This is a genomic window from Paenibacillus polymyxa (assembly GCF_001719045.1).
Taxonomy (GTDB): domain Bacteria; phylum Bacillota; class Bacilli; order Paenibacillales; family Paenibacillaceae; genus Paenibacillus; species Paenibacillus polymyxa_B.
On sequence record NZ_CP015423.1, the window covers coordinates 86,622 to 111,562 of the forward strand.

At 45.1% G+C, this 24,941-nt stretch carries 21 protein-coding genes; 3 read left to right on the top strand and 18 right to left on the bottom strand.

Annotated elements, in window-relative coordinates:
* Positions 1 to 2 precede the first annotated feature (2 nt).
* Entirely contained in the window at positions 3 to 3,443 is a 3,441-nt protein-coding gene (locus AOU00_RS00395; protein ID WP_237166250.1) for an amino acid adenylation domain-containing protein, read from the bottom strand.
* Between the two features lie 296 nt (positions 3,444 to 3,739).
* On the opposite strand from AOU00_RS00395, the gene glsA reads away from it, so the two are divergent.
* The gene (gene glsA / locus AOU00_RS00400) at positions 3,740 to 4,678 is read left to right on the top strand and encodes a glutaminase A (protein ID WP_069289638.1); all 939 of its coding nucleotides are present in this window, start codon (positions 3,740 to 3,742) and stop codon (positions 4,676 to 4,678) included.
* A gap of 74 nt (positions 4,679 to 4,752) precedes the next feature.
* On the opposite strand, the gene AOU00_RS00405 is transcribed toward glsA, so the two are convergent.
* The gene (locus AOU00_RS00405; RefSeq protein WP_069289639.1) at positions 4,753 to 5,619 is read right to left on the bottom strand and encodes a VOC family protein; all 867 of its coding nucleotides are present in this window, start codon (positions 5,617 to 5,619) and stop codon (positions 4,753 to 4,755) included.
* Between the two features lie 48 nt (positions 5,620 to 5,667).
* Positions 5,668 to 6,081 (bottom strand): DoxX family protein, encoded by a 414-nt coding sequence (locus AOU00_RS00410; protein WP_069289640.1) that lies wholly within the window; start codon positions 6,079 to 6,081, stop codon positions 5,668 to 5,670.
* Positions 6,082 to 6,350: 269 nt separating this feature from the next.
* Here AOU00_RS00410 and AOU00_RS00415 point away from each other — a divergent pair, with 269 nt between their 5' ends.
* Positions 6,351 to 6,890, top strand: coding sequence for a helix-turn-helix domain-containing protein (locus AOU00_RS00415; RefSeq protein WP_061828296.1), 540 nt, complete (start codon positions 6,351 to 6,353; stop codon positions 6,888 to 6,890).
* Between the two features lie 220 nt (positions 6,891 to 7,110).
* Here the strand turns inward: AOU00_RS00415 and AOU00_RS00420 are convergent, their stop codons facing one another.
* From AOU00_RS00420 to AOU00_RS00455, 8 genes are all read right to left on the bottom strand, one after another.
* Positions 7,111 to 8,232: a phosphodiester glycosidase family protein gene (locus AOU00_RS00420; protein ID WP_069289641.1), complete on the bottom strand. Its 1,122-nt coding sequence runs from the start codon at positions 8,230 to 8,232 to the stop codon at positions 7,111 to 7,113.
* A gap of 222 nt (positions 8,233 to 8,454) precedes the next feature.
* Positions 8,455 to 9,921, bottom strand: a complete 1,467-nt coding sequence (locus AOU00_RS00425; RefSeq protein WP_069289642.1) for a potassium/proton antiporter — start codon at positions 9,919 to 9,921, stop codon at positions 8,455 to 8,457.
* A gap of 200 nt (positions 9,922 to 10,121) precedes the next feature.
* On the bottom strand, positions 10,122 to 11,510 hold the full coding sequence (fumC, locus tag AOU00_RS00430; protein WP_025722755.1) for a class II fumarate hydratase: 1,389 nt from the start codon (positions 11,508 to 11,510) through the stop codon (positions 10,122 to 10,124).
* A gap of 163 nt (positions 11,511 to 11,673) precedes the next feature.
* Positions 11,674 to 13,218: a 2-isopropylmalate synthase gene (locus AOU00_RS00435; protein ID WP_069289643.1), complete on the bottom strand. Its 1,545-nt coding sequence runs from the start codon at positions 13,216 to 13,218 to the stop codon at positions 11,674 to 11,676.
* Positions 13,219 to 13,316: 98 nt separating this feature from the next.
* Positions 13,317 to 14,027, bottom strand: a complete 711-nt coding sequence (locus AOU00_RS00440; RefSeq protein WP_069289644.1) for a FadR/GntR family transcriptional regulator — start codon at positions 14,025 to 14,027, stop codon at positions 13,317 to 13,319.
* 154 nt (positions 14,028 to 14,181) lie between these two features.
* Entirely contained in the window at positions 14,182 to 15,201 is a 1,020-nt protein-coding gene (locus AOU00_RS00445; RefSeq protein WP_013310435.1) for an aldose 1-epimerase, read from the bottom strand.
* Positions 15,202 to 15,338: 137 nt separating this feature from the next.
* Complete coding sequence (locus AOU00_RS00450; protein ID WP_069289645.1) at positions 15,339 to 16,142, bottom strand: MBL fold metallo-hydrolase; 804 nt, start codon at positions 16,140 to 16,142, stop codon at positions 15,339 to 15,341.
* A 126-nt stretch (positions 16,143 to 16,268) separates the two neighbouring features.
* Positions 16,269 to 16,565 (bottom strand): hypothetical protein, encoded by a 297-nt coding sequence (locus AOU00_RS00455; protein WP_061828288.1) that lies wholly within the window; start codon positions 16,563 to 16,565, stop codon positions 16,269 to 16,271.
* A 162-nt stretch (positions 16,566 to 16,727) separates the two neighbouring features.
* Here AOU00_RS00455 and AOU00_RS00460 point away from each other — a divergent pair, with 162 nt between their 5' ends.
* Positions 16,728 to 17,960, top strand: a complete 1,233-nt coding sequence (locus tag AOU00_RS00460) for an aminopeptidase (protein WP_069289646.1) — start codon at positions 16,728 to 16,730, stop codon at positions 17,958 to 17,960.
* Between the two features lie 439 nt (positions 17,961 to 18,399).
* Here AOU00_RS00460 and AOU00_RS00465 read toward each other — a convergent pair whose 3' ends face one another.
* From AOU00_RS00465 to AOU00_RS00495, 7 genes are all read right to left on the bottom strand, one after another.
* Positions 18,400 to 19,518: a glycerol dehydrogenase gene (locus AOU00_RS00465; RefSeq protein WP_069289647.1), complete on the bottom strand. Its 1,119-nt coding sequence runs from the start codon at positions 19,516 to 19,518 to the stop codon at positions 18,400 to 18,402.
* Positions 19,519 to 19,554: 36 nt separating this feature from the next.
* The gene (gene bioB / locus AOU00_RS00470) at positions 19,555 to 20,562 is read right to left on the bottom strand and encodes a biotin synthase BioB (protein WP_061828285.1); all 1,008 of its coding nucleotides are present in this window, start codon (positions 20,560 to 20,562) and stop codon (positions 19,555 to 19,557) included.
* A 211-nt stretch (positions 20,563 to 20,773) separates the two neighbouring features.
* Positions 20,774 to 22,108, bottom strand: a complete 1,335-nt coding sequence (locus AOU00_RS00475) for a hemolysin family protein (protein ID WP_081112386.1) — start codon at positions 22,106 to 22,108, stop codon at positions 20,774 to 20,776.
* Between the two features lie 355 nt (positions 22,109 to 22,463).
* On the bottom strand, positions 22,464 to 22,919 hold the full coding sequence (gerQ, locus tag AOU00_RS00480) for a spore coat protein GerQ (RefSeq protein WP_061828284.1): 456 nt from the start codon (positions 22,917 to 22,919) through the stop codon (positions 22,464 to 22,466).
* 56 nt (positions 22,920 to 22,975) lie between these two features.
* Entirely contained in the window at positions 22,976 to 23,398 is a 423-nt protein-coding gene (locus AOU00_RS00485) for a cell wall hydrolase (RefSeq protein ID WP_061828283.1), read from the bottom strand.
* Between the two features lie 120 nt (positions 23,399 to 23,518).
* Positions 23,519 to 24,268, bottom strand: coding sequence for an SDR family NAD(P)-dependent oxidoreductase (locus AOU00_RS00490; protein ID WP_061828282.1), 750 nt, complete (start codon positions 24,266 to 24,268; stop codon positions 23,519 to 23,521).
* A 136-nt stretch (positions 24,269 to 24,404) separates the two neighbouring features.
* On the bottom strand, positions 24,405 to 24,800 hold the full coding sequence (locus tag AOU00_RS00495; RefSeq protein WP_069289648.1) for a DUF2500 domain-containing protein: 396 nt from the start codon (positions 24,798 to 24,800) through the stop codon (positions 24,405 to 24,407).
* Positions 24,801 to 24,941 lie beyond the last annotated feature (141 nt).

Consider the following 24,941-nt stretch of genomic DNA (forward strand, 5'->3'; position numbering starts at 1 on the left):
TATTAAACCTCCCCTATCCGGGATGCCATACCTGCAGCTTGATAAAAAGCAGCCCTGACTTCCTTAACCTCTATCTCGTAACTGCATCGTATAGAAAAAATAAGGCCGTCCGTGTAGGAAGAAGCAATGCAATTGAACAGTGAATAGATCGGCAGCGGATTTGGTTGCTTTATGACAGTATCATCATAATAATTGCTGTATTTTGAGCCTGCTTTGGCACTGTTTCCTAAATAGTTAAACATGAATAAGTCTAGTTGCTCGTACTGCTTCCCAAACTGTGCAAGTGTTCTGGCACGTTTCCACTTGTCTTTGTAATCAGGACTCGTAAAAAGATGCATAAAATTAATCGTGTGGTGCTTTAATAAGTCTAGTCTGCTTCTGACAGACTGCATCATTTCATCTGGATTCTGCTTCAGTTCCATCAGCATAGGCACAAAATCGATAAATTCACCGGCCGTGTTATAATAAGCCGCCTCGTCGTACCTTCTTCCATCATATAAAAATAACAATGGTAGCTTATCCATACCTAAATAAGTTTGCAAGCCCTTTGTATAGACAGAAAGCGCAAACTCCAAAGAAGGATTTTCAGCAGGGATACTTACGTTAAACAGGTAGGCTTCTGTGCTCGTTCGAAGCTTCGGAGCTTGGAAGACGTTTTGCTTGCTTTTTTGGAACGCTTCCAGATTAAAGGCTGATATCAATTCTTGTTCCGTGATTCCTTTCGGTCCACTTTGGATTTGTTTAACATACTCCACATAGGGCTTCACTTCATCCTTAGGAAGGGGTCGATTTTGAAGCAGACTCCTGTAGTAAGCAATCAACTGTCGTTCGGCTACTTCCGAGGTCACCCGATCGCATATCGCATGATGATAAATAGTAATGACATAATGTTCACGCAAGTTTCGTTTCAGCACAAACATGTGGAACAAAGTATGTTCTCCGGCGAATCGGGTGTTCGTTACATAATCATTTATCATGCCCGTAATAGGACCACATGGATTGTAATCCGACACGTCAATGATGTTGAGCTTTGGCAAACCATCGCTACAAAGTACGTATTCCCTCCAATAAGTCCATCCATGTCTTTGGACCGGGACGCTTCTCAGTAATCCTTGACTTTGTATAAAAAGAGCGTAAGCCTGATCCAAAAAATCGTAATTCACACACTCATCTAGCCTAAATATACCTAAGCTTGGAGGTGTATGAAACGAAATTTGCATTTGTTGAATTCCACTTAGCGGATATTCTTGTGCCACTTGCCCTGTTTTAATCCACTGATCTTTTCTCAAATAATCGTCTTCCAGCCGCTTGCGTAAACTTGCCGCCTGATCCAGATCCATGCTTTTTAAGCCCAGACGCTGGAAAAACTCCTCTTCATCCATGGTCCAGTATGGATCAGCCATTTTAGCTTTTTGATGCAGTGGTACAATGTAGTGAGGCAGTAGCTCTTGAGCTATTTTCCCATCCATGATCCGCATGATATGGTTTACGTCGGCCGCCGTGTCGCAGTAAAGCACCTGAATATCTCTAACTTCGTGAATAAAATCTCTTACTTGGTATTTCACCAGCTCGTAAACACCATCTGTTTCTTGGTGAAGCCAAGACATCAACTCTTGTGTTGTTTCTATGATGCCCTGCTGCTTTTGGGACCCTATAACACTATTCTGAGTTGAACGAAGATAATCAGCGAGTGCCTGAATCGTTTTATAGTGGTAAATGTCTGTTAAAGTGGCGTGATATCCTGCACGCTCCATTCTCGACATTAATGTAAGCGCATGAATAGAATGCCCACCGAGGTCGAAGAAGCTATCTAAAACACTGAACTGCTGCACACCCAATACATCCTGCCAGATGTCCATCAGCTTCGTTTCCAGTCCCGGCTTCGGAGACACATATTCTGCACCACCATGTATATTCTCTTCAAGGGCCAACAGTGCCTTGCGGTCCAGCTTACCATTCAGTGTCAATGGCATTTGCTCTAGTTGTATATAAAAAGATGGAATCATGTAATTCGGCAGCTTTATAGAGAGAGCGGTTTTAATTTCATCTGCTGTCAGTTTTTTGGTCGCCGTAAAGTATGCTTCCAGCTGCTTTTGACCGGCCTCCTTTTCACGGGCAATAACTGCCGCTTCTTGTATATCATCTACTTTTAATAAATGCGACTCTATTTCCCCAGGCTCAATTCGAAAACCCCGTATTTTCACTTGATCGTCGATCCGGCTGATATATTCGATGTTTCCGTCCGCTTGCTCTTGCACCCAATCTCCAGTTCGATACAACCTGCCTCCAGGTACCCATGAAGACTGAATAAACCTCTCTTCTGTCAGCTCTGGACGATTCAAATAACCTTTAACTAATCCATCGCCAGCGATGTACAGTTCACCTGCAACTCCCTGCGGCAGAGGATGCTGCTCTTGATCCAAGATGTAAACCTTCGTGCTGCTGATTGGTTTGCCGATCGGTACGGTATTTGCATTTTCGTCCAAATGATCAATCGGGTAATAAGTAGCAAATACCGTGCTCTCTGTCGGTCCATAGACATGAATTAAACGGCCCGGACCTAGACGGGCAAACGCTTTACGCACATGGCTGACTGAAACCTTCTCACCACCGAATAGCAAGGTTTCAATAGTTGCAAAGCAATCGGGATCCACATCCACCAATGCATTAAAAAGTGCTGTCGTGACGAAGCATTTCGTGATCTGTTGTGTCCGTAGGACGCTTGATAGCTCACGTGCATTCATGGTTTGATCTTGTGAGTTCAATACGAGAGTGCCTCCGTTAAGCAAAGCCCCATAAATACCAAATGTAGAACCATCGAACGAAAAACTGGCCACTTGTAATATCCTATCTTTAGTCGAGAATTGGATGTAATTTGTCTTTTTAACAACACGTATAATATTGTAGTGCATCGTCAGGGCGCCCTTAGGTTCGCCGGTAGAGCCAGACGTATACATAATGCAAGCAAGAGTATCGGAACCTTGATTAGATGTGAGGTTCCCTGTTTCTTTCCCATAGTTCCGCTTGTCCAACAAATCCAGTACAACACTGGCGAGCTCTGTTTGTTGGTGGATTGGAAGCTGGGTCAGCAGGAGATTTGCACCAGAATCCGTCAGCATATAGCGTATACGTTCCTTCGGGTATTCAGGATCAATCGGCACATAGGCTCCCCCAGCTTTTAAAATCCCGAAAATTCCGATGATCATTTCCAATGAACATTCGACCATAATTCCGACAGCCTCGTCATTATCTAAACCTTTAGCCCGCAAAACATGTGCTAGTTGATTAGCCTGTTTGTTCAGATCAGCATACGTCAAGTGCTTGTCCCCAAATACAACCGCTATGTGATCCGGTGTGCGCTCAACCTGCTCTTCAAACAATTGATGAATCGTTTTCTCCCGCGGGTAATCCGCTAACGTACCGTGTAACATGTTCCACTTCATCTCCTTCTCCTATTAACTTTTTTTTAAAAATGGGAATCTTTCTTATGAGCCAACGCTAAAAAAGAGTATGGTGGCACTTAGAAGTGATTTCGGATAGGCAGTTGGATGAAGTGAATGAAGACTACAGAGGATAAACCATAATACCGATATTACATTAGGTTGGGTATTTAACTGGAGAAAAAGAAATGACATCAGAGCTTGTTTTTCAACTGAAAATTTCTTTAAAATAAGTATATAGCTACTTTTTGCTCTACAATAAAATACCACAGATTGGTTACTCGACTGGAGGAAAAGAAATGACATCGGAGTGGCAGAGATTACAGACCAAACTGCCGGAATGGGTAGAACAAAGCCGTCATGAGTATATTCATGGCAAGGTAGCAGCATATATTCCCGAACTGTCCAAAGCACCAGCCGACGCGCTGGGTATTGTAGTAATGAACGGTGCGGGTGAAACTGTGGTAGCCGGAGATACGGAAATCCAATTTACGATGCAAAGTATCTCAAAGGTATTTACGCTCATTCTGGCCTTGATGGATAATGGAGAGGACGTTGTCTTCTCTAAGGTGGGTATGGAGCCTACCGGAGACCGTTTTAATTCCATGCTAAAGCTAGAACTAGTTGAGCCGGGCATTCCGTTTAACCCACTGATTAACGCCGGAGCAATCGCAGTCTCCTCTCTGATTCGCGGGAACAGTCCAGAAGAGAGATTTGCCCGTGTTCTCCAATTTTTCCGCCTGCTTACCCACAATGACACATTGGAATATGATCAGGACGTCTACGATTCAGAATCAGCTACAGGCCATTTGAACCGTTCCCTTGCTTATTTTCTAATGGAAAAAGGAATTTTAAGAGGTCATGTGGAGGATGTGCTTGAAGTTTATTTCAGACATTGTGCTGTCAAATTGAACTGTACTGATTTAGCTCGTATGGGACTTGTATTAGCTTACAATGGTCGAGATCCAGTGACAGGTATACCGCTGATTCCCCGCCGCTATGTACAGATCGCCAAAACATTTATGACGACATGTGGCATGTATGACGCCTCAGGAGAATTCGCCATTCAAGTCGGACTACCTGCCAAAAGCGGCGTATCAGGCAGTATTATGACGATGGTACCCGGACGATATGGCATTGGACTGGTTGGACCTTCTCTGAACCGTATGGGCAACAGTACAGCTGGTGTACACTTGCTGGAGAAGATGTCTCGGGATTTGGACTGGAGCTTGTTCTAAGTATACGAAAAAAAGGGTATTCCCAGCCTTTACGGCTTAATAGGAATACCCTTTTTTGTTACGTGCCTTCTTTGTTACGAGATTTGACCGTTAATCAGTTTAATTTGAATGCGGAACGGATCAGCTACATACTTGGCGCCCTCGCGTTCTTGCACTCCATAGCCTGCTGCCTCTAAACGAGCGACAATGGCATCCAATTCCTTCTGATCTGGTACGATCAATTCAAAATAATCCAATCCGGCAGCGTGCTCAGGAGCTGGTGGGGCTCCTTCACCTGCCCATATATTCAAGCCCATATGGTGGTGGTAACCACCTGCGGAAACGAACAAGGCTGAAGAGCCATACCGACACGTAATGTCAAAGCCAAGCACATCGCAATAAAATTGCTGTGCTTTGAGCAAATTAGACACATGGAAGTGGACGTGCCCGATTACCGTTCCCTGAGGTAGTCCCTGCCAAGGTAGATTTTCGGAAATCGCAACCAAGTCTTCTGCATCCACAGGATCTGTTCCCATCATGTAAAATCCATTAGCATCCTTTTTCCATTGATCACGGGGACGATCTGCATAGATTTCAATTCCGTTATTATCGGGATCATGGATATAGAGGGCTTCACTTACATCATGATCTCCCTGTCCGATTTCAATCTCATAAGCCAGCAGATTACGTAAGGACAGGCCCAGAGCTACACGGTTTGGTAAAAGAATAGCAAAATGATATAACCCGGCAGCAGATTGACGCGGCAGAATAACTGCATTTTCAATATAGTTAAGGATCAGTAGCGCATGCTTCCCATCGACAGTCAATTCGGCGGTATTCGCCGTTTGACGCAGTAGCTGAAAACCAACCACCTCTGTATAAAATTGAATAGAACGCTCCAAGTTACTAACTTTTAATGAAACCTGCCCAATTTTGGTGTTGTCATGTATATGTGCTGTCATGAGATTTCCCTCTTTCTACATGGATTGGAGGACTAAAGCAATCAAAAATTACTTTTCTGTTGACTCACGACGCCCGAACAAAGAGTCCAGAGACAAGCGAGTCGTTGGTGCAAATACCAGATGAAGAGCTACCAGAATAAAAGCAATATCCAGCTCATAGCCAGCGCCTTGACCATTCCCCATCAACCCGCCGGTCAGTTTTGCTGTAAAAATGGCGCCGATCAAAACAATAACCAAAAGCCCAGATACATAACGAGTTAGCAATCCAAGAATCAATGCAATCCCGCCGACCAACTCAATCACCGCAACGACATAACCTAGAAATCCTGGAACGCCAATGCTGGCAAACCAGCCTGCTACATTACCCAACCCCATTTGGAATTTAGCAATTCCGTGTGCCAAAAACAAAATTCCCAGTGCCACCCGCATAATTGTAGAAATGTTTCTGCTTGCTGAACTCATGTTTATCTCTCCATTCTGTTTGTTTATTACACTCATACAAGTGAATATGAATAATTAATTTATATTACTAATAATTTGGTTAAAAAAATAATCCTGTCTGAATCTATGCCGCAACACATTAGTGTGAATCAAACTCGAATTATTAGTAATAGAAATAATTATTTTGTAATGTGAATTTATCATAAGAAACTGTAGTCTGTCAACAAATTATTTGGTATGATAAATATTAAATTAGTATACATTATATTTCCTTAAAGGAGGAACGTTCTATGAGTATAGGATGCAACATACGCGCTGCTCGTAAACGTAAAAATTTATCCATCCAGCAAATATGCGAACGAACCGGACTATCGCAAGGGTTTATGAGTCAAGTAGAAAATAATAAAACCTCCCCTTCCATCGCTACATTGGACAGTATCGCTAATGCGCTTAAGGTCCCTCTCGCTTTTCTGCTTCTTAAAGATGAGGAACGGATGCAAGTAATTCGCAAGGACGAGCGCCGTAAAACCTTATATGGTAAAAACAACCTCCAGGTTGATCATTTGGGAGGACAAGGAAACGTTAAAATGATGCTGGTGGACATGCCGCCAGGCTCGTCTACAGAAGAGGAGCATGCTCATGGGGGAGATGAGATTCATTTTATCTTGGAGGGCACGGTATACGTGGAGCAAGGCGAGGATTCAGCTACCCTGGAAGCAGGAGATTCCTTTAGCTGGAGAGCAGCTATCCCCCACTATGCCAAAAACGTAGGAGATAACAACGCCCGAATTCTGATCTCCGTGTTTCTCGAAGCAGATAATGACGCTTAATCGATATTTACGCAAGCACGAAGCAACAAAAGTACAAATTCCATTAAAAAAAGCGCGTACCGGAAGTATCTTTACTTCAGCGATCCGCGCTTTTATATTTTAACTTGCTTATTACTGCTCTTAACTTATTCCATCGCCTGCTGGGCATCTGTACGCGATTCCCACGGTAGCTTGAAGGTTTTCATAATTTGTTTGGTATCGGTCGTGAATCATTCCTGATCTATCTTTTTTTGGCTGCGTCAATGTCTCCAGGATTCAGACCTTCCCATATGTTCGGGATACTAACAGTCTCTGGATGCTCAAATACGAGAAACGCAGTCGGCAAATACCGCTCTCCGTATTCAGAAGAAGGCTTGTTTACAATGGCATTATCCTTGACGAGCACCGTTGAAGAACCTCCATCCAAATTAGCACCGATAACCGCTCCATGTTTAAGCAAAATATTTTGCATATCATACAAGTTAGCACCAATGCTGTACCCAGGCTGACGACCGTCGATGGTCACGAATATAATGGCCCCGTCTGCTCTTTGCCCCATTGCGGTACGGGGAGCAATTCCCCACCCCTCGCTTGCATTGCGAATCAGACCTTTCCCATTCACGATTAGGCGTGGTTGAAAAGTAACCGCTTCTTGCACATTCATTTTGGACAACTCGGACAACGAATAGTGACCGGCTATCATTTTTCCCTGTTGATCAATACCTACGATTTGAACAGAGGCATTTTTGCCCATATCATTGTAGTATATCTCGCCCTGGGAAATGACAACGCCAATCGGTTTAAAACCATTCCCATTCCAGTTGGGATCGGCAAAGCCACCACCATTTACGCCAGCAACAGCCCCTAAACGCTCGACCATACTAGATACCCGTTCTCCCCGGCCGACCTTGGCAGGAACCCCGAGCCGGATTTTAGTGGGGTCATGTACCGTCATAACATAGCCATGATAGTTACGGCCCGATACCTCTTCCACTTCAACCAGCGGCGTTTGTTGTACTTTGGTCGGTATCAGATCAGGCAGATTGATTGTATGTCTGTCCTTCTCCTCACCCATCGCTTCAAAACGGGCGGAATATTCAGCCACACGTTTTTTCGCCTCTGCTTCACCGATAAAGTACTTTGCCCAGTGACGATGTTGGGTCGTGATCAGCGTATCCGCAGCCAAATAGCGCATGTCCTTGCCAGATGACGTTAAGAACAACCACGCACCGCCCCCTATTCCTGCTACCAGGAATACAATAAACAGTCGCAGTATAAAACGACCGAATTTTCCTTTTCGTTTCTTTTTTCTATTTTTCTGCCTGCGAGCTACTGCACGCTTTGGCAAGACTTCCGGTTTCATTCATCATCTCTCCTGTTTATTGGTGACTTCTATCTTATTCATCACTATGGCCCATCAAATGATCCGTAACGATAGGCAGCGACATCTAACGACAATATCATAAACTAATTTTGTAGAATGATAGTGTCAATTTTTTAACAGATTCATCCACTCTGAAAAAAACACAGGAAAAAGTCCTCCACATGAATGTGAAGGACTGTAACTAAGGCTACTCTACGCTTTTTACGGAGCAGCCTCTGGTTCGAGCAGCATGAACAGTTCTTTCATCTGCTGTCGCTTGAGTTTGGGACTAAGCACATACAATGTATCGCCCGGTTCAATCACCGTCGTGCCTCTCGGGGCAATAATTTGGTCGTTCCGAATTATGGCTGTGAATAAAATATCTTCAGGCAACTGTATATCCTGAATCGCTTTGCCCGCAATAGACATCCCTTTTTGTACCTGAATGTGGTTGATTTCCGAAGTGGTTTTTCCCAGAGAAACTAATTCCAGCAGTGAAGGAGATGACGTCTCGTTAGGGTCCATCAAGCCAAGCTTCACCGCTAGCCACGAAATAGTGGTACCTTGAATAATCGCAGAAGTGAGCACGACGAAAAATACAACGTTAAAAAACAAGGGTCCTACATCCATCTCATCCAGTAAAGGATAGGTTGCTAGTACAATAGGTACCGCCCCCCGCAGTCCTGCCCAGGATAACAGTGTCTTCTCGCGCACAGAGTACCTGGAAAAAAGTAAGCTTAGGAATACGCCTATCGGACGAGCCACGAGCATGAGGATGAAGGAGAGCGCCAAGCTTTGCCACGCAATGCCCAGCAATTGATCGGGAAAGACCAATAGCCCGAGCAGGACAAACATCATAATCTGTACCATCCAGGCGAAACCATTGTTAAAATGGATAATGGATCGCTTGTAGGTCAAGTCGGAATTTCCCAAGACAATGGCCATGACATAAACCGCCAGCAATCCGCTTGCCTCCAGTAACGATGCCGCCGCATACGTCAAGACCGCAAATGCCAGCGCCATCACAGGATACAAACCGGATGAATCAAAATTCATTTTATTAATCGCATATACACCTATGCGTCCGAGTACAAAACCAACGACTAAACCGAAACCCATTTCCCATAAAAATAACAAGATATGTATCCAAATGGATTGCTCAGGGTGATGTATCAGCTCAATCAATGTTATCGTGAGAAATACAGCCATCGGGTCATTACTGCCGGATTCCGCTTCGAGCGTTGAGGTAATTCGTTTTTTGATGTTTTTACCTCCTAGAACGGAAAACACGGCTGCCGCATCGGTCGATCCGACAATAGCGCCAAACAGCATGGATTCCATCCAGCTTACGCCTAAAATAAACTTGGCACATACGCCAATAACTACGGTCGTAATGATGACCCCTAACGTTGATAATGATAACGCAGGTCGAATAACTGGTTTAACGTCTGCAAACTTTGTCTGCATCCCGCCTTCAAACAAGATTACAATGAGCGCGAGAATGCCAACTAGCTGTGTGATAAAGGCATTATCAAAATAAATAAACTGACTGAGCACCATACCTACGGCAATAAACAAAACGAGCGCAGGCATACCGAAACGGCTGGAAAATTTGGTAGTCAGCACGCCGACCAGCAGCAAGCCGGACAGCAAAAGTACAATCAAATTAATAACGGTTGTCTGTTCCATACGGCTTCTCCTATCTTGAAAATAGATGTTCAATTTTTCGCCTTCTATCTATATACCCTCAAATCACACAGAATACTAATCCTAAATAAAAAATTATATAATAAAATCAAAAAATCCAGCTCATGGTTTGTGCTAAATCGCACTCCATGAGCTGGTTTGTATATTTTTTATAAGGCTTAAGCAGAGACTATCGTCGTGCTTTAGGCTTTAGGATGAATCATATGCGCAGGTACAACATATTGATCGAACTGTTCTTCAGTCAACAGTCCGCTGCGGAGTGCCGCTTCTTTTAGGGACAGCCCTTCTGCATGAGCAAGTTTGGCGATTTTAGCGGCATTTTCATATCCGATATGTGGATTCAATGCCGTCACCAGCATCAGCGAATTATTCAAATTGTGCTCAATTTTAGCGAGATCAGGTTCGATGCCAATCGCACAGTTGTCGTTAAAAGCAATCATGGAATCGGCCAGCAAATGAACAGATTGCAAAAAATTGTAGATGATTACTGGCTTAAACACGTTCAGTTCAAAATTACCCTGACTCGCAGCAAAGCCGATAGCTGCATCATTACCCATTACTTGCGTAACGACCATCGTCAGTGCTTCACTTTGAGTCGGATTCACCTTACCTGGCATGATGGAGCTACCTGGCTCGTTAGCAGGAATCGTGATTTCGCCCAAGCCGCTACGCGGACCACTTGCCAGCCAGCGAACATCATTGGCGATTTTCATCAAATCAGCCGCGAGCGCTTTGACTGCTCCATGTACGGCCACCACTTCATCGTGGCTGGTCAGTGCATGAAATTTATTGGGTGCGGAAGTGAACGTTTTGCCAGTGAAACTAGAAATTTCCGCAGAGGTTCGGGAGCCGAACTCTGGATGAGCGTTAATTCCTGTCCCCACCGCGGTTCCGCCAATCGCCAGCTCCTTCATGTATTGCACCGTGTCAATGATAATTCGCTTGCTCTTGTCCAGCATGGCATACCAGCCGCTTATTTCCTGCCCCAGCGTCAGCGGTGTCGCATCTTGTAAATGGGTTCGTCCAATTTTTATAATATCCTTGAATTGCTCTGACTTCTGTTGAAAAGTCTCTTTCAGCTTATCAATGGCAGGCAACAAACGGTCCTCAACTGCAATGACACCCGCTACATGAAGCGCCGTAGGAAACGTATCATTTGAGCTTTGCGACATGTTTACATCATCATTGGGATGCAGCTTCGTATCTTTTCCCTGCTCTTGTAACCATTGGCTTCCCAGATGAGCAATCACTTCATTTACATTCATATTGGACTGCGTACCGCTTCCTGTCTGCCATACAACCAACGGGAAATGGTCATCAACCCGCCCTGCGAGAATTTCGTCCGCTGCATAAATAATGGCGTCCTGCTTCTCCTGTGATAGCTTACCCAGCTTATAGTTACTGATCGCCGCGCTTTTTTTAAGCACCGCGAACGCCTGTATGACCTCTAATGGCATTTTCTCAGAGCCAATCGGAAAATTTTCCTTGCTGCGCTGTGTTTGCGCTCCCCACAGACGGTCTGCCGGTACCTTGATTTCACCCAACGTATCCTTTTCGATGCGGTAGTTCAACTCATTTCCTCCTCTTGGCCTATGTAATTCAGACAAAATATGGTGCTCTCTCTTGCCTATTATACATTAAATTTCAAATGTTATCATTTATTTTGCAAGCGCTTTTTTACGATAAGGCCAGAGGAGGCGAAAGGAAATTTCATTTACAAGCTGGCTATTAGGTTCAACTAATGGTGATATTGCTTTTGCCATGAACTTCTTTTCTGCCCAGTAGCTTGTTCAGTGCATCGATGTAAGCTTTGGCGCTAGCTTCCAAAATATCAGTACTTGTGCCTCTTCCCAGAGCTGTGTACTCACCTTGCCTCAAACTAGCGTGTACTTCCCCCAACGCATCTTTGCCATATGTTACAGATTGGATCGAATAATCCTCCAACTCCACCTCTTCACCACTGGCCTTGTCTATAGCATGGAAAATCGCATCTACAGAACCGTTACCCATTGCTACTTCATCAATTGCTGTCCCATCTTGTTTACTCAACCGAATGGATGCGACTGGAACCGACTGATTGCCATAAGACACCTGAATGGAATCCAGTGTGTACATTTGAGGTAAGGCATTGCGGCTTTCGTCCATCAGGACGTGCAAATCTTCATCTAGCACCTGTTTTTTCTTATCCGTCAAGGCCTTGAATTTGCGGAACGCCTCTTGCAGCTGTTCCTCCGTCAAAGCATCAAACCCCATGTCCGCCAGTTTTTCTTTAAATGCATGTCGACCCGAGTGCTTGCCCAACACAAGTTTACTCGTCTTCAGCCCAATACGCTCAGGGGACACGATCTCATACGTTGTACGCTCTTTAAGCATTCCGTCCTGGTGTATACCGGACTCGTGAGCAAACGCATTGGCTCCAACAATGGCCTTGTTTCCCGGTACCGACATCCCCGTACGTTTGCTCACCAGTCGACTGGTGGCATACAGCTCCTCCAAAACCAGACTCGTTTGTGCACCATAAAGCTCAGTTCTGGTATCAAGGGCCAGTGCAACTTCCTCGATAGGTGTATTTCCGGCTCGCTCACCGATTCCATTGATGGTACCTTCAAATTGATCTACACCATTACGGATGGCCGCCAGCGTGTTAGCTGTTGCCATGCCAAGATCATCATGACAATGTGTGCTGAGTTGTATTTTTTCGATACCGGGCACTTGTTGCTTTACAATTCTAAACATTTCACCGAACTGATCCGGCGAGGCATATCCCACCGTATCCGGTAAATTGACGACCGTCGCTCCAGCACGAATCGCCATATCCACGACTTCACAAATAAAGTCCAGCTCGGTACGACTGGCGTCCTCTGCTGAAAATTCTACCTTGCTGAAATACTTGCGTCCATAACGAATGGCAGCAGCAGCGGTCTCTAATACTTTCGCTTTATCCATTCGCAGCTTATGTTGGCGGTGAATGGGTGAGGTAGCCAGGAACAAATGAAGACAGGTATCCTCAGCTCCTCGTAGCGCCTCTCTGACTGCATCAATATCCTGTTCTTTCGAGCGTGCAAAACCAACCAGTGTTGCTTGGGTAACCTGTTTGGCAATCTCCTGCATGCTGATAATCTCACCAGGCGAGGTTGCTGGAAAGCCGGTCTCAATCCGATCTACGCCTAATTTTTGCAGCTGAAGAGCAATTTCCACCTTTTCTGTGCTGGTTAAGCTAACTCCTGGTGATTGCTCTCCATCTCTTAACGTTGTGTCCAACACCCATATTTTGCGCATACAGATACCACCTTTGGTTTGATTTTAGGAGATGCTCAAGTAAAAGGCTCAAAGATCATCATATTCATCTGATCATCTGATGTTTAAGGATAAAAAAATTATGAACTTCCCATATGCTTTTGCAGCTCCAGCTTGGTGCCGTCCAAATGTTGAATGCTATAAAGTTCGGCAGCCTTGCCATCCTGATCCCGGATTGCTTCATATATTTTTTCATGCTGCAGAGTAAAATGATTTTGCATCGCTGGATCGGTAATGAGATTGTTCAATGCCTTGCGAATGGCCTCTACAAAGCTGCCATATACGTCTGTAAGCACCTTATTGCGTGTAGCTCCGGCAACAGCCAAGTGAAAAGTGATATCCGCATCTAGGTACCCAGTCAAATCTCCAGCGGCCAAAGTTGCAGCACGACGGTCCAACGCCGCACGCATTAAGCGTAAATCCTCGTCATTACGACGTAATGCAGCCAATCTGGCAATCTCTAGTTCCAACACACTCCGCACTTCATAAACCTCAATAATTTCAGCACGGCTTAGACGGTAATCCAATGGCTCTTGAGAAGTCGTCGGTTGGCAGACAAAAGTTCCGTGTCCTTGCTTTTTCTCTAATAGACCGGCATGCACCAGAACGCTAACCGCTTCACGTACTGTAGATCGCCCGACTCCGAATAGCTTCATGAGCTCAGGCTCGGTTGGAATCTTAGTGCCCACATTCCATTCACCAGCAGCAATTTTTCGTTGCAGCTGTTCAGCCACTTCATCGGCGATTTGCTTGCGTTTGACGGCTTGAAAAGGCACCATTTCATAATTCATCTGATCATCTCCTGTTTCGTATCATACTACGAATGCTTGTCATTCTGCAACCTTTTTCGTCCTCCTTCCCCATTGGTCCTTACCTATGCTTATATACCCAAATAAAGCCTGCACCGTTGGACACGATACAGGCCTATAAGGATAAATTTAAATGTTAGGATTTCGATTTATTAGGTGTAATACAATACAAACGGCTGGTTGCTTCAAAAATATGGCCTGGAGCCAGTGCAATCAATCCGATCTCCTCTGCTGGCAGGTCCGGACGATTCGGTGCATTGATCATGTTCATTTGCGGCTCAGGACAGATGAATTCCTTGTTCGCTTTGTTATTCCAGATCATCCAATGCTTATAAGCTGTGCCTACATCGTATACGAGGGTAGCACCTGTCTTACTGTGTGTCAGTTCCATGTAGTTGCGTCCATTTTGCGGAGCTGCCGTGTAATGATTATCCATAGAGGCAAAATAAGGACTAACTCCCGTCGTCTTCAGCAGTTCCTCTTCCGGAGATAAAGGCTGGAACTGACCTGTGGCCAACAACCGTTCCGTCAGCTCACGACGCTCACCGATTGTGACCTTAATCTTGTAATCCTCAGGCGAGCTATCGGGTACGAACGGAACTCGAATCGCTGTGTGAAAGGCAAATAAGTTGGGGATCGGTTGATCGCCCTCGTTATGGATCACATAACGCTGATGCAGGCCAAATTCGTCCAGGCTGTACGTTAACTTCATGGTAAAGGTGAAGGGTAAATAGCGGAACATGGGATGTCCTTCCCTTACATGCTGATTCATTACCACATAGCTACCTTGCTCCCCAGAACCGTAGTCCTCAACCTCCCACCGAACAGTGTGTAAAAAGCCGTGCAGATGGTTGTGGGTCGCCTCTTCATTTATCGGCAGCTCATATGTAACGCCATTCCACAGGAATTTTCCATCCTCATACCGATTCGGAGGGAACAGGAAAGGAATTCCGTAAACGGACGGGCTTTGCTTAAAAGCCTCTATGCTCTCAGCATCTGGCTCACGCAGAAAAGAATATCCCGTTTCATTGTCACGAAAAGAAATCAGATTTGCACCGTTTCCCGGCAGGGCAACTGCTTCATATCGTCCAAATTTAAGACGAATCGCCGGTATTCCATAATAAAGATCACCAATTGCAGCATGTTGTTGTGTCATCAAAAAATCCTCCTTGATGAAATGACGATGTTTAATGAAAGCGTTTAGCTTTTGGCTTGACTATACCATGCTGAGCAAAAAAATTCCACGTCCACACAAAAAACGATGCCCCGCAAGGCATCGTCCTTCACACATTACTACACATAACGGCCCTGTTTGGGTACAGCCATGTGCTCAAAATCTCCCGCCAGTCGCTCCAGCTGATCTGTCAGCTCAGCACCATGCATGTAATGACCATGTCCTGTGACTGCAATCTCAGGCTTTAACTTGGCCAGCATTTCCACCGAACGCTGCGCAGCTTGCCAATCTGTCGTAAAATACGCAGGAGGCCCATGTATTTCTTTTTCCTGTAAAATAACGGCCAGTGCCGATTCCTGTTTCACCGTAATAAAAGCGTCACCGGCCACCATTAACCTTCTTCGCTCATGAAAAAGCGATACATGACCAGGTGTATGTCCTGGCGTATGCAGCCACTTCCAACCAGGGGCACCGGGGACACTGCCATCTAGGGGCAGTGATGTGATGCGATCATCGAGATCTATAGCATCATTAGGGTATAAGAAGGAAATGCTCGACATTAAACCTCCCCCTACACTAGGGTCAGGTTTTTGATAATCCTTCATTCCCGTCAAATAAGGTAATTCCAAAGGATGTGCATAAACAGGTGTACCCCAATGCTGTACCAACTCAATAACCGAACCTACATGATCAAAATGACCATGTGTAAGCACAATAGCGATCGGAGGGCCAGTGAACCGTTCCTCTGCCAGGCGTATAATCGAGTCTGTAAATCCTGTCATCCCCGTATCCACCAGCACCCAGGAACGGCTTCCCGGCTCCCCAATAAAACACATATTTACAAACAGCGTCCGTAAGCTCAGGAGATCGGGAGCAGCCTCTTCATTTGCCGTCATTCCTTCGGTGAACAGATGATTTGCCAAAGCTTCACCCTCCTATTCACATGGAATTTCCTGTTAACATCGACCTTTAGGCTTCCCCCATGTCAGCAGATTATGCGGACACTGCTAAATATAATCCGCTTGTCACGAAAATAGACCATGTTTACATTACTCGGGTAATTTGCTCCATGCCGTATCTAGCAAATAGTCGAACAAATCATCGTTCTCTTCAATCCAGCTATCCATTTGCAGCATCTCTTCCTCCACCCGTGGCTCTCCCGCAAAATGGAGACTGTAATCCCATTCCTTTCCCCTTTTGCTGTGGAATGTGATTTCATATACAGAACTCTGTCCCTCTACTTTAAATACCACTTGGCCCAGATAAGCACCATTCTCATCTTTTGTCATTTGTGCCTGTTGAATATGTACTTCTTTCACTTCCTGAGGTGAATTTTGCTCTGTCATTCATCTATCCGCCCTTTCATTTTCACTAAATAGTACCAAAACTGATTTGTGAACCTTTTCGTTACATTGTACAATATATAAGCTATGTGTGGAATTTGCAAAAAAACTGTGCAAGTTACCCAAGCCTTGTTTAAGGCTTTTCGTGAAATGGAGGAAAGTTACATGTCAGATTTTCAACAAAAATTGCAAAAATATGCCGAGTTAGCCGTTCGGGTCGGCGCCAATGTCCATCCTGGGCAGACACTCATCGTTCATGCACCAATTTTGTCCGCCGAACTCGTGAGACTTATCGTCAAATCAGCGTATACTGCTGGGGCCAAGCTAGTTACAGTAAAATGGAGTGATGAGACTATTACTCGATTACAGTATGAACTAGCTCCTGATGAAACTTTTAATATTGCTCCCAAATGGTACGCAGCCGAAATGACTGAAGAGGTCGAAAATGGCGCAGCAGTACTGCATGTCATTGCAGAAAATCCGGATTTGCTTCAGGGAATTCCGTCCAGCCGAATTACTGCTGCCCAGCGTGTGCGGTCACATGAATTACGTCAATATCGTGAGTATCAAATGGCCGACAAATTCAGTTGGTCTCTGATTGCTTATCCTTCAGCAGAGTGGGCTGCCAAAGTATTCCCTGATCTGCCAGCTTCAGAGCAAATGGATAAACTGTGGGATGCCATTTTCAGCACCGTGCGTGTGGATCTGGATAACCCTGTGGAGGCGTGGAAAGAGCATTTGAAAACCCTTTCCAGCAAAGCTGATATTTTAAATGCCAAACGCTATAAAAAGCTGCATTATCTGGCTCCAGGCACAGACCTCACCATCGAATTGGCAAAAGATCATCTGTGGGTAGCAGCCGAAAGCGTCAACCAACAGGGACATACTTTTGTAGCCAATATGCCTACCGAGGAAGTGTTTACAGCTCCGCTCAAAACGGGAGTGAACGGTAAGGTCAGCAGCACCAAGCCACTTAGCTACAGCGGAAATATCATCGACAACTTTTCATTGACTTTTGAAAATGGACGTATTGTCGATGTACAGGCAGAAACCGGTTTGGAAACTCTTCAGCATCTAGTAGAAATGGATGAAGGTTCACACTATCTGGGGGAGGTTGCTCTCGTACCTCACAAGTCACCTATCTCTGATAAAAATATTTTATTTTATAATACGTTGTTTGATGAAAATGCCTCTAACCACTTGGCCATCGGTAATGCTTATGCATTTAACCTTAAAGGCGGCAAGGATATGACTCAAGAGCAGTTGGCTGCCAACGGCCTGAATTCCAGCCTGACTCACGTCGACTTTATGATCGGTTCAGCTGAAATGGACATTAACGGCGTTACCGAGGACGGTACTGAGGAACCTATCTTCCGTAAAGGAAATTGGGCGATCTAACACGGCAAAAAAGGCTCCCACCGCTTTATGCGTGAGAGCCTTCTTGCTTCTTCCTATAGGCTATGTTAGATCTATTTTACAACGTGTTAATCCAAGAATTCGCTGCAATTCCAAAAACAATTTGTATCACGCTGATGATGAAAAAGACAATAAGGCAATTTACAACTCTTCGATTGGTGGTTTGATGCATGGATAAAGATGATTTCACGTAAAACATGCTGCCCAATATTCCTATACACACACCGAAAATCCCCGAAAATAGCAATCCTATAACCAAGCTGACCACGACAAAAGCCCAACTCCAGCCCGGAACTTTACTCACAGGAACATAAGGTTGATCGGACCCAAGATATACACCTTATAACATAAGTTTCAAGTTAAAAAATGGAAAAAAGGTCGCTGATCAGCGACCTTTGAATCTACTTTATTTCGTATGAAGTTAGCTTTTATGTCCAATTTTTGCCTTGTAGGCAAGTGAATATTGGTCAGCCGCTAAAATCGCATCAAGCACATCATCCGCTGTGACAGCAAATGGTAGATTGTGAGCAGTTTCGCCTTCTTTGGTAGCAGCCTGGGCTACCCTGTACAAATCCTCTCGGGAAGCTTCCTGTAGCTTAATGTCTTCGAGCGTGACAGGCAGATCGAGTTTTAGATAAAAGTCAATATACCGCTCCACCTCGGACAAAGGTCTTTTTTCCAAGGCAAGCTGGACTAAGGTGCCAAAAGCTACCTTCTGACCATGTGTCAGGTGATGAATATCCCCTTCCAGAACGGTAAAACCATTGTGAATCGCATGTGCGCCTGCCAAACCGCCGCTTTCAAAGCCCAAACCACTTAGCAACGTATTGGCTTCGACTACCGCTTCAAGCGCAGGTGTGACGACTTTGCGTTTCACGGATTCATAAGCCTGCAGACCGTAATCGAAAAGAACTTCCTCACACTTGGACGCAATGGCTTCTGCCGCCAAGGTTGGCAAACCACCAGCCATTGTCGTTGCGCGAGCTTCAATGACCGCACGGACCTCAATCCACGTTGCCATGGCATCTGCAATGCCTGAGGAGAGGAACAAGGGCGGCGCTTGAGAAATGACTTTCGTGTCCACCAGGATCAGGCTTGGATTTTTACTGAAAAAGGTATACGCATCAAATGCACCCTCATCGGTGTACAAAACAGATAGTGCACTAGTAGGGGCATCTGTAGAAGCAGTCGTTGGAATAATCACAACTGAGGAACCGAGTAGTTCATTAACGGCTTTGGCCGTATCCAGCGTTTTACCACCACCTACACCAATGACAATATCGACCTGGGCGCTTCGTCCCTGATCCGCAATACGGTTGACTTCATTTTTCGATGCTTCCCCTTGAAACTCAATTTTAACCGCCGTAATATCAGCCTGTTCCAGACTTTTTACTACGCGGTCGGCTGCAATCTCCCAAACCAGCTTGTCCGCAATAACCAAGGCAGTATGACCTAATGGCTTAACATACTCACCTGTTTTATCAATCACATTTTTCCCTTGCACATATTTACCTGGACTAATAAATACTTTTTCGCTCATCATTTAACTCTCCCTTCCAAGTTTGTACAATTTCTATTATACGGTTGAAAGGGCACACATCTCAATTTCGAAACCAAGATCTTCAATCATTTGATGATCAAATGTGACCTCCTGGCCTTCTGTCGTTAAATAATCTCCTACAAAAATTGAATTCGCTGCATACAGGCATAGCGGTTGTAACGAGCGTAAATTCAACTCTCGTCCACCTGCAACGCGTATTTCTTTGGATGGACAGATGAAGCGGAACAGTGCCAGCACCTTCAAAGCTTGGATAGGTGATATTCGCTTTGCTCCTTCCAACGGGGTTCCAGGGACTGGATTCAAAAAGTTAACCGGAATAGAGTCAGCATCTAACTCCCGTAAGGCATAAGCCATTTGTACGATTTCCTCATTCGTTTCCCCCATCCCGATAATAACGCCAGAGCATGGAGACATTCCGTGAGATTGAGCCATTTTCACAGTTTCGACGCGTTGATCGTATGTATGTGTGGTTGTAATCGAAGGATAGTTGGCCTTACTTGTATTTAAATTATGATTGTATCGATGTACCCCAGCCTCTGCCAACCGCCGTGCCTGATCTCCCTTGAGAATCCCTAAGCAGGCGCAAATTTTGAGCGGCATCGTGCGATTAATTTCTTGTACTGCCTCAATCACCTGATCCAGCTCTCGATCTGTTGGACCTTTGCCGGAAGCTACGATGCAATACGTCCCTGCTCTCCGCGCTACTGCTTCCCTAGCTCCAGCCAACAGTGATTCCTTGTCCAGCATACTGTACTTGCTCACAGGCGCCGTGGATACGATAGATTGTGAGCAATAACCGCAATCCTCCGGGCACAGGCCACTTTTGGCATTGATGATCATGTTGAGCTTTACTTTTTTTTCATAAAAGTGATGCCGCACCTGAAATGCAGCTTGCATAATCGGTAATAATTCCTCATCGTCGGCTTCCAGTACCTCCATACCTTCTTCCAGCGATATACGGCTGCCTTGGATCGCTTTTTCAGCCAACAAGCCCCAATCTATAACCTCGTTTAGTAAATTCATACTTCTTGCCTCCCAAAATTTAATGATCATGTAAATGGATAAGATTTTCAACGTAGAGGAAGTTCCTTTTTTATTGTCAACCCAATCGATTATGTTTAGGTTGACAATAACACGAACATCATATCAATTCATGTCCTTTCTGTAAAGGAGGCAAATTAAAAAGCGACCCCACATCGTTCAAGGTCGCTCTCAAGATTTATTCCGTATTCCGTTATGAGACTCCTGCTTCTTCCACGATAATAGGCTGTTTTATCAGCCGAATACGTGAAATCCGCTTGTTTTCAACTTCTTCTACCGTGAACATACATCCCTCAAACAATACAGTCTGGCCAGGCTGTGGAGGAATAACCTCGACATGTGAGTATAGCCAGCCCCCTACCGTATCATAATCCTCATGATCCAGATCCAGTCCAAAGCGATCGTTCACTTCATCAATTAATAACATGCCGTCAATGGAAAATTCCTCGTCATTAATCTGCTCACAACTCGGACGTTCCTGATCGAACTCATCCTGAATTTCACCAACGATTTCTTCCATAATATCTTCCAGTGTTACCATACCCGATGTCCCGCCATATTCATCAATCAAAATGGCGATTTGCGTCTTGCTGCGCTGCATGCGTTTGAGCAGATCACTAATTTGCGTAGATTCCGGGACAGCAAGAATCGGTCGAATCATCGTACGGGTATCCAGTGTGTTCGCCCGTAGAAGGTCCTTAATATGGATAAAGCCGATAATATGGTCCTTATCTTCGGCGCAGATTGGATAACGGGTTCTCATGCTTTCCGTCGCAATCGCGAGATTTTCTTCTGTGGACTCATTACTGTATAAGCAGATCATCTCAGTTCGCGGAATCATGATTTCCCTGGCGGTCGTGTCGGTAAAATCAAATATATTATCAACAAGCGCCAATTCCGTATTATCAATTAGTCCGCTCTTATTGCTTTCTTTCATCAGAATGCGTATTTCATCTCCGGTATGCGCGGAATCGTCATTTTCAGATACCGGCTCCAGACGGAATAAACGCAGCAGGCTGTTCGCCATTCCATTTAACGCCCATATGAATGGATACATCAACTTGTAAAACCAAGTCATCAGCATGGCTGAATACAGCGTAATGGTCTCAGATTTACGAATAGCTATCGTTTTGGGCGCCAATTCACCCAACACAATATGCAGAATCGTAATAACAATAAATGCAATAACCACGGCAGTACCGTGCACATATACCGCTCCTAATCCAGCGGCTGTAAATACAGGTTCGATCAAATGTGCGATGGCCGGCTCTCCGATCCATCCTAGTCCCAACGATGCTAGTGTAATACCCAACTGGCAGGCAGACAAATAAGCGTCCAAGTTGTGTAACATATTGGCGGCGTACACGGCCTTTTTATTGCCCGCTTCCACCAATGTTTCAATACGGCTGCCTCTGACCTTCACCATGGCAAATTCCGCAGATACAAAAAAACCATTCAATAGTACTAATGCAAAAACAATAAATAAGTTAAACATACTCGGTAAAGGGTCACTCAATATGCTCCCCATCAGCCGTCATTACGGCAGACAGGCGCACCTCCTTCGGATAGTTTCATCATAGACAGAACGATAACACATCATAAGCAGCGTCAACTTCCCAACACATTCACTCCTTCCGGCTTCTAAAGCCATATTCCGCATAAATGATTAGATCATTCATCAGCTTATATTTAATTATATAACTATACTCTATACAGTCAAACCACAAGCAATGTCAGAAAAAACAGCTCCCCTATCATTTAGGTCATAAAGCTCTCGTTTTCGCCGCTTACCACTAAGAAAGCTACTATATTTGAGAAAGATTATAAACAAAATACATCCCCTGCCGTCTGGCAGAGGATGTAGACTCATATATATGAAGGCATCAGCGAACCGGGGATGCACCCGGATTCCCGATGACGCCGGGATATTGGTACAACAATGGCTCATCAAACGTTGCATAGTCCAGGTTTAGCATCAGCAGAATGGTCCGTTTGCCTGTCGCCGGATCACTAATAATAATGTGATCCCGACCTGCTGCTTCCAGAATGCCTTTGAATATTTTCGCATTCCATTCCCGGTTATTTTCATAGGTCATATAAAAGGTTCCCGTTTTGCCTAAGTTCAAGCGTAAAATATTTTCGATGTATGATTGCTCGTATTGCGGAGTCTGAACCTGCACTACGGTACCCGTTGGTGTCATAGGGCTGCCACTACTTACTTGAGGTGGAAAGCCAGTCATAGGCTGCATGGTTCCCATTGGAGCCATCCCTCTTGGCCATTCGGGATATCCGTTGCCGGAAGCATAAGATACGGGACGGTAAGCTTGCTGTGAAATCATGTAAATTCCTCCTAAAATGGTTTTAATTTAATTCTTCAAGCCATTCTGTAAAGTGTCTAATATACATTAGGACAATCCTGTACAGACGGGCTAAAAAAGCAGTGGGCTTTAAAACGCCCGGTATTGGTCTGGTCATACCAAGTGCCCGGACAGTTTCCTGCTGGTCTGAAAAACCATAATGCATTGGATGCCGGATGTAGCTTTTCTCCATTGATTACACGCTGGGCAAGTCGAATGTCCCGATCACGGGCTTTCTGATAAAAATACCCCTTCTGAGTGGCTTCAAAACCTCCGGGGCTTTGAAACACCATGTCATTCATAAGGCGTATCCCCCGGAAATCTAGGCAATTGGATAAAATTCGGTTCACACCGACATTGCCAACCATGAGCATACCCATCTCTCCTTCACCTTCAGCCTCAGCCCGCATCAGCCGGGCGAGGGTCCTTACATCTTCTGAGTTGGTCTTGATTACAGCCACCGCGTCCCCTCCTCGCTTCTCCATCACATACCCTATCGTATGGTACAAATGCCCAATGGGTGACAGTCCAGAAAAATAAAAAAATAGCCCCAAGACTGGGACTACTCATTCAGGCTTTTATTATGGCTCATAAATCATTTTACGCGTCATGCCACCATCTACTACCAGATTCGTGCCTGTTACAAAATCATTGCCAGGTTGTGTCAAATACAGACAGGCCCGTGCGATGTCCTTAGGGGTTCCTACTCGCCCAGACGGATGCTGTTGATGGTCTTCTGCACGCAGTTTCTCATAATCGCCGGCTTCAATCCACCCTGGACTGATGCAATTGACCTGAATCCCGTCCTTTCCTAGCGATATGGCCATCGCGTGTGTAAGGGCCGCAATCGCTCCTTTGGATGCCGCGTAGGCTTCTGTATCCGGCTCTGACATGAAAGCTCGTGTAGAGGTCATATTGACCACAGAGCCACCTTCTGCGTTTCGTTTCATCACCTTAGCTGCTTCCCTAGTGGCAATAAAACAGCTGCGTACGTTTGTATTCAGAATGTCATCCCATTCTGCTATCGTTAACTCATAAGGAGATTTCCATTTGGACACGCCAGCGTTGTTAATTAGCGTATGAATCGTACCGTATTCTTCTTCCGTGGCACGGATTAGCGCTACAATATCTTCTTCCTTCCGCACATCACAAGGAATAAAAATGGCCTGATAGCCCTCGTTCCGGGCCGCTGCAGCGGCTGCTGCACCCTCCTCCTCATTGTGGTCGGCAAATACAACATGGGCACCCTGAGCAGCGTAGGCAAAAGCGACTTCTTTCCCGATGCCATGCGCCGCTCCTGTTACAATAACAACTTGTCCCTCAAATGACACAAATCATTCCTCCTCTGAACTACTCTGTTCTAGTATATATGTACCAAATTGGGCTGTACAAGAAACATCTACAGCCCCCTACCCTGGCATCTCGCAGAAGGCTGTAAATGAATCCAAAAAATAATTAGACTGAATTCTACATTTTAACCTGTTCCAAGCTATAGCGATTAAGTCGCTGAAACCCGATATACCTTGTACCCTGAAAAGTAAGCCGTCCCTCATCCCCTTCAGCGCATTGACCATATTCTTCCCCAGATACCTTAAACTCCATCCGATCGCCACTTTCCACCTCGAAGGTTACGTAATAGAAAGTATGGGTACGAGTCCCTTGTTCCTCCTGTCGCCTCTGTTGGAGATGTGTCCTTCTGGCTGTAATTCGGGAACCGACCGTCAATACAGGCTGCCTTTTATTCCGACTCCATTCCATGACTTCCCTGCCTGCAGACAACACGACAATACCCAACACGACAACGAAAAATACGGGCAGTACCGTGCCCAGCCAATCGAACATCCATAATGACTCAAAACCCATGCACCGCACTCCTCTCCGCCAGGCATTTCACAGGGAAACTACCGGGCATCCTGACCTGACCTAAGCTTTCTATAACAGTATATGTATGTTCCTGCCCAAATTTGATAGCAACCCTTAAGAACGCCAAGAGCCCCCACGGAA

Bases quoted from the DNA above. Each gene is read 5' to 3' on its own strand.
- AOU00_RS00395 (WP_237166250.1), bottom strand. From the start codon at position 3,443: ATGAAGTGGAACATGTTACACGGTACGTTAGCGGATTACCCGCGGGAG.
- glsA (WP_069289638.1), top strand. From the start codon at position 3,740: ATGACATCGGAGTGGCAGAGATTACAGACCAAACTGCCGGAATGGGTA.
- AOU00_RS00405 (WP_069289639.1), bottom strand. From the start codon at position 5,619: ATGACAGCACATATACATGACAACACCAAAATTGGGCAGGTTTCATTA.
- AOU00_RS00410 (WP_069289640.1), bottom strand. From the start codon at position 6,081: ATGAGTTCAGCAAGCAGAAACATTTCTACAATTATGCGGGTGGCACTG.
- AOU00_RS00415 (WP_061828296.1), top strand. From the start codon at position 6,351: ATGAGTATAGGATGCAACATACGCGCTGCTCGTAAACGTAAAAATTTA.
- AOU00_RS00420 (WP_069289641.1), bottom strand. From the start codon at position 8,232: ATGAAACCGGAAGTCTTGCCAAAGCGTGCAGTAGCTCGCAGGCAGAAA.
- AOU00_RS00425 (WP_069289642.1), bottom strand. From the start codon at position 9,921: ATGGAACAGACAACCGTTATTAATTTGATTGTACTTTTGCTGTCCGGC.
- AOU00_RS00435 (WP_069289643.1), bottom strand. From the start codon at position 13,218: ATGCGCAAAATATGGGTGTTGGACACAACGTTAAGAGATGGAGAGCAA.
- AOU00_RS00440 (WP_069289644.1), bottom strand. From the start codon at position 14,027: ATGAATTATGAAATGGTGCCTTTTCAAGCCGTCAAACGCAAGCAAATC.
- AOU00_RS00445 (WP_013310435.1), bottom strand. From the start codon at position 15,201: ATGACACAACAACATGCTGCAATTGGTGATCTTTATTATGGAATACCG.
- AOU00_RS00455 (WP_061828288.1), bottom strand. From the start codon at position 16,565: ATGACAGAGCAAAATTCACCTCAGGAAGTGAAAGAAGTACATATTCAA.
- AOU00_RS00460 (WP_069289646.1), top strand. From the start codon at position 16,728: ATGTCAGATTTTCAACAAAAATTGCAAAAATATGCCGAGTTAGCCGTT.
- AOU00_RS00465 (WP_069289647.1), bottom strand. From the start codon at position 19,518: ATGAGCGAAAAAGTATTTATTAGTCCAGGTAAATATGTGCAAGGGAAA.
- bioB (WP_061828285.1), bottom strand. From the start codon at position 20,562: ATGAATTTACTAAACGAGGTTATAGATTGGGGCTTGTTGGCTGAAAAA.
- AOU00_RS00475 (WP_081112386.1), bottom strand. From the start codon at position 22,108: ATGGGGAGCATATTGAGTGACCCTTTACCGAGTATGTTTAACTTATTT.
- gerQ (WP_061828284.1), bottom strand. From the start codon at position 22,919: ATGATTTCACAGCAAGCTTACCGTCCCGTATCTTATGCTTCCGGCAAC.
- AOU00_RS00495 (WP_069289648.1), bottom strand. From the start codon at position 24,800: ATGGGTTTTGAGTCATTATGGATGTTCGATTGGCTGGGCACGGTACTG.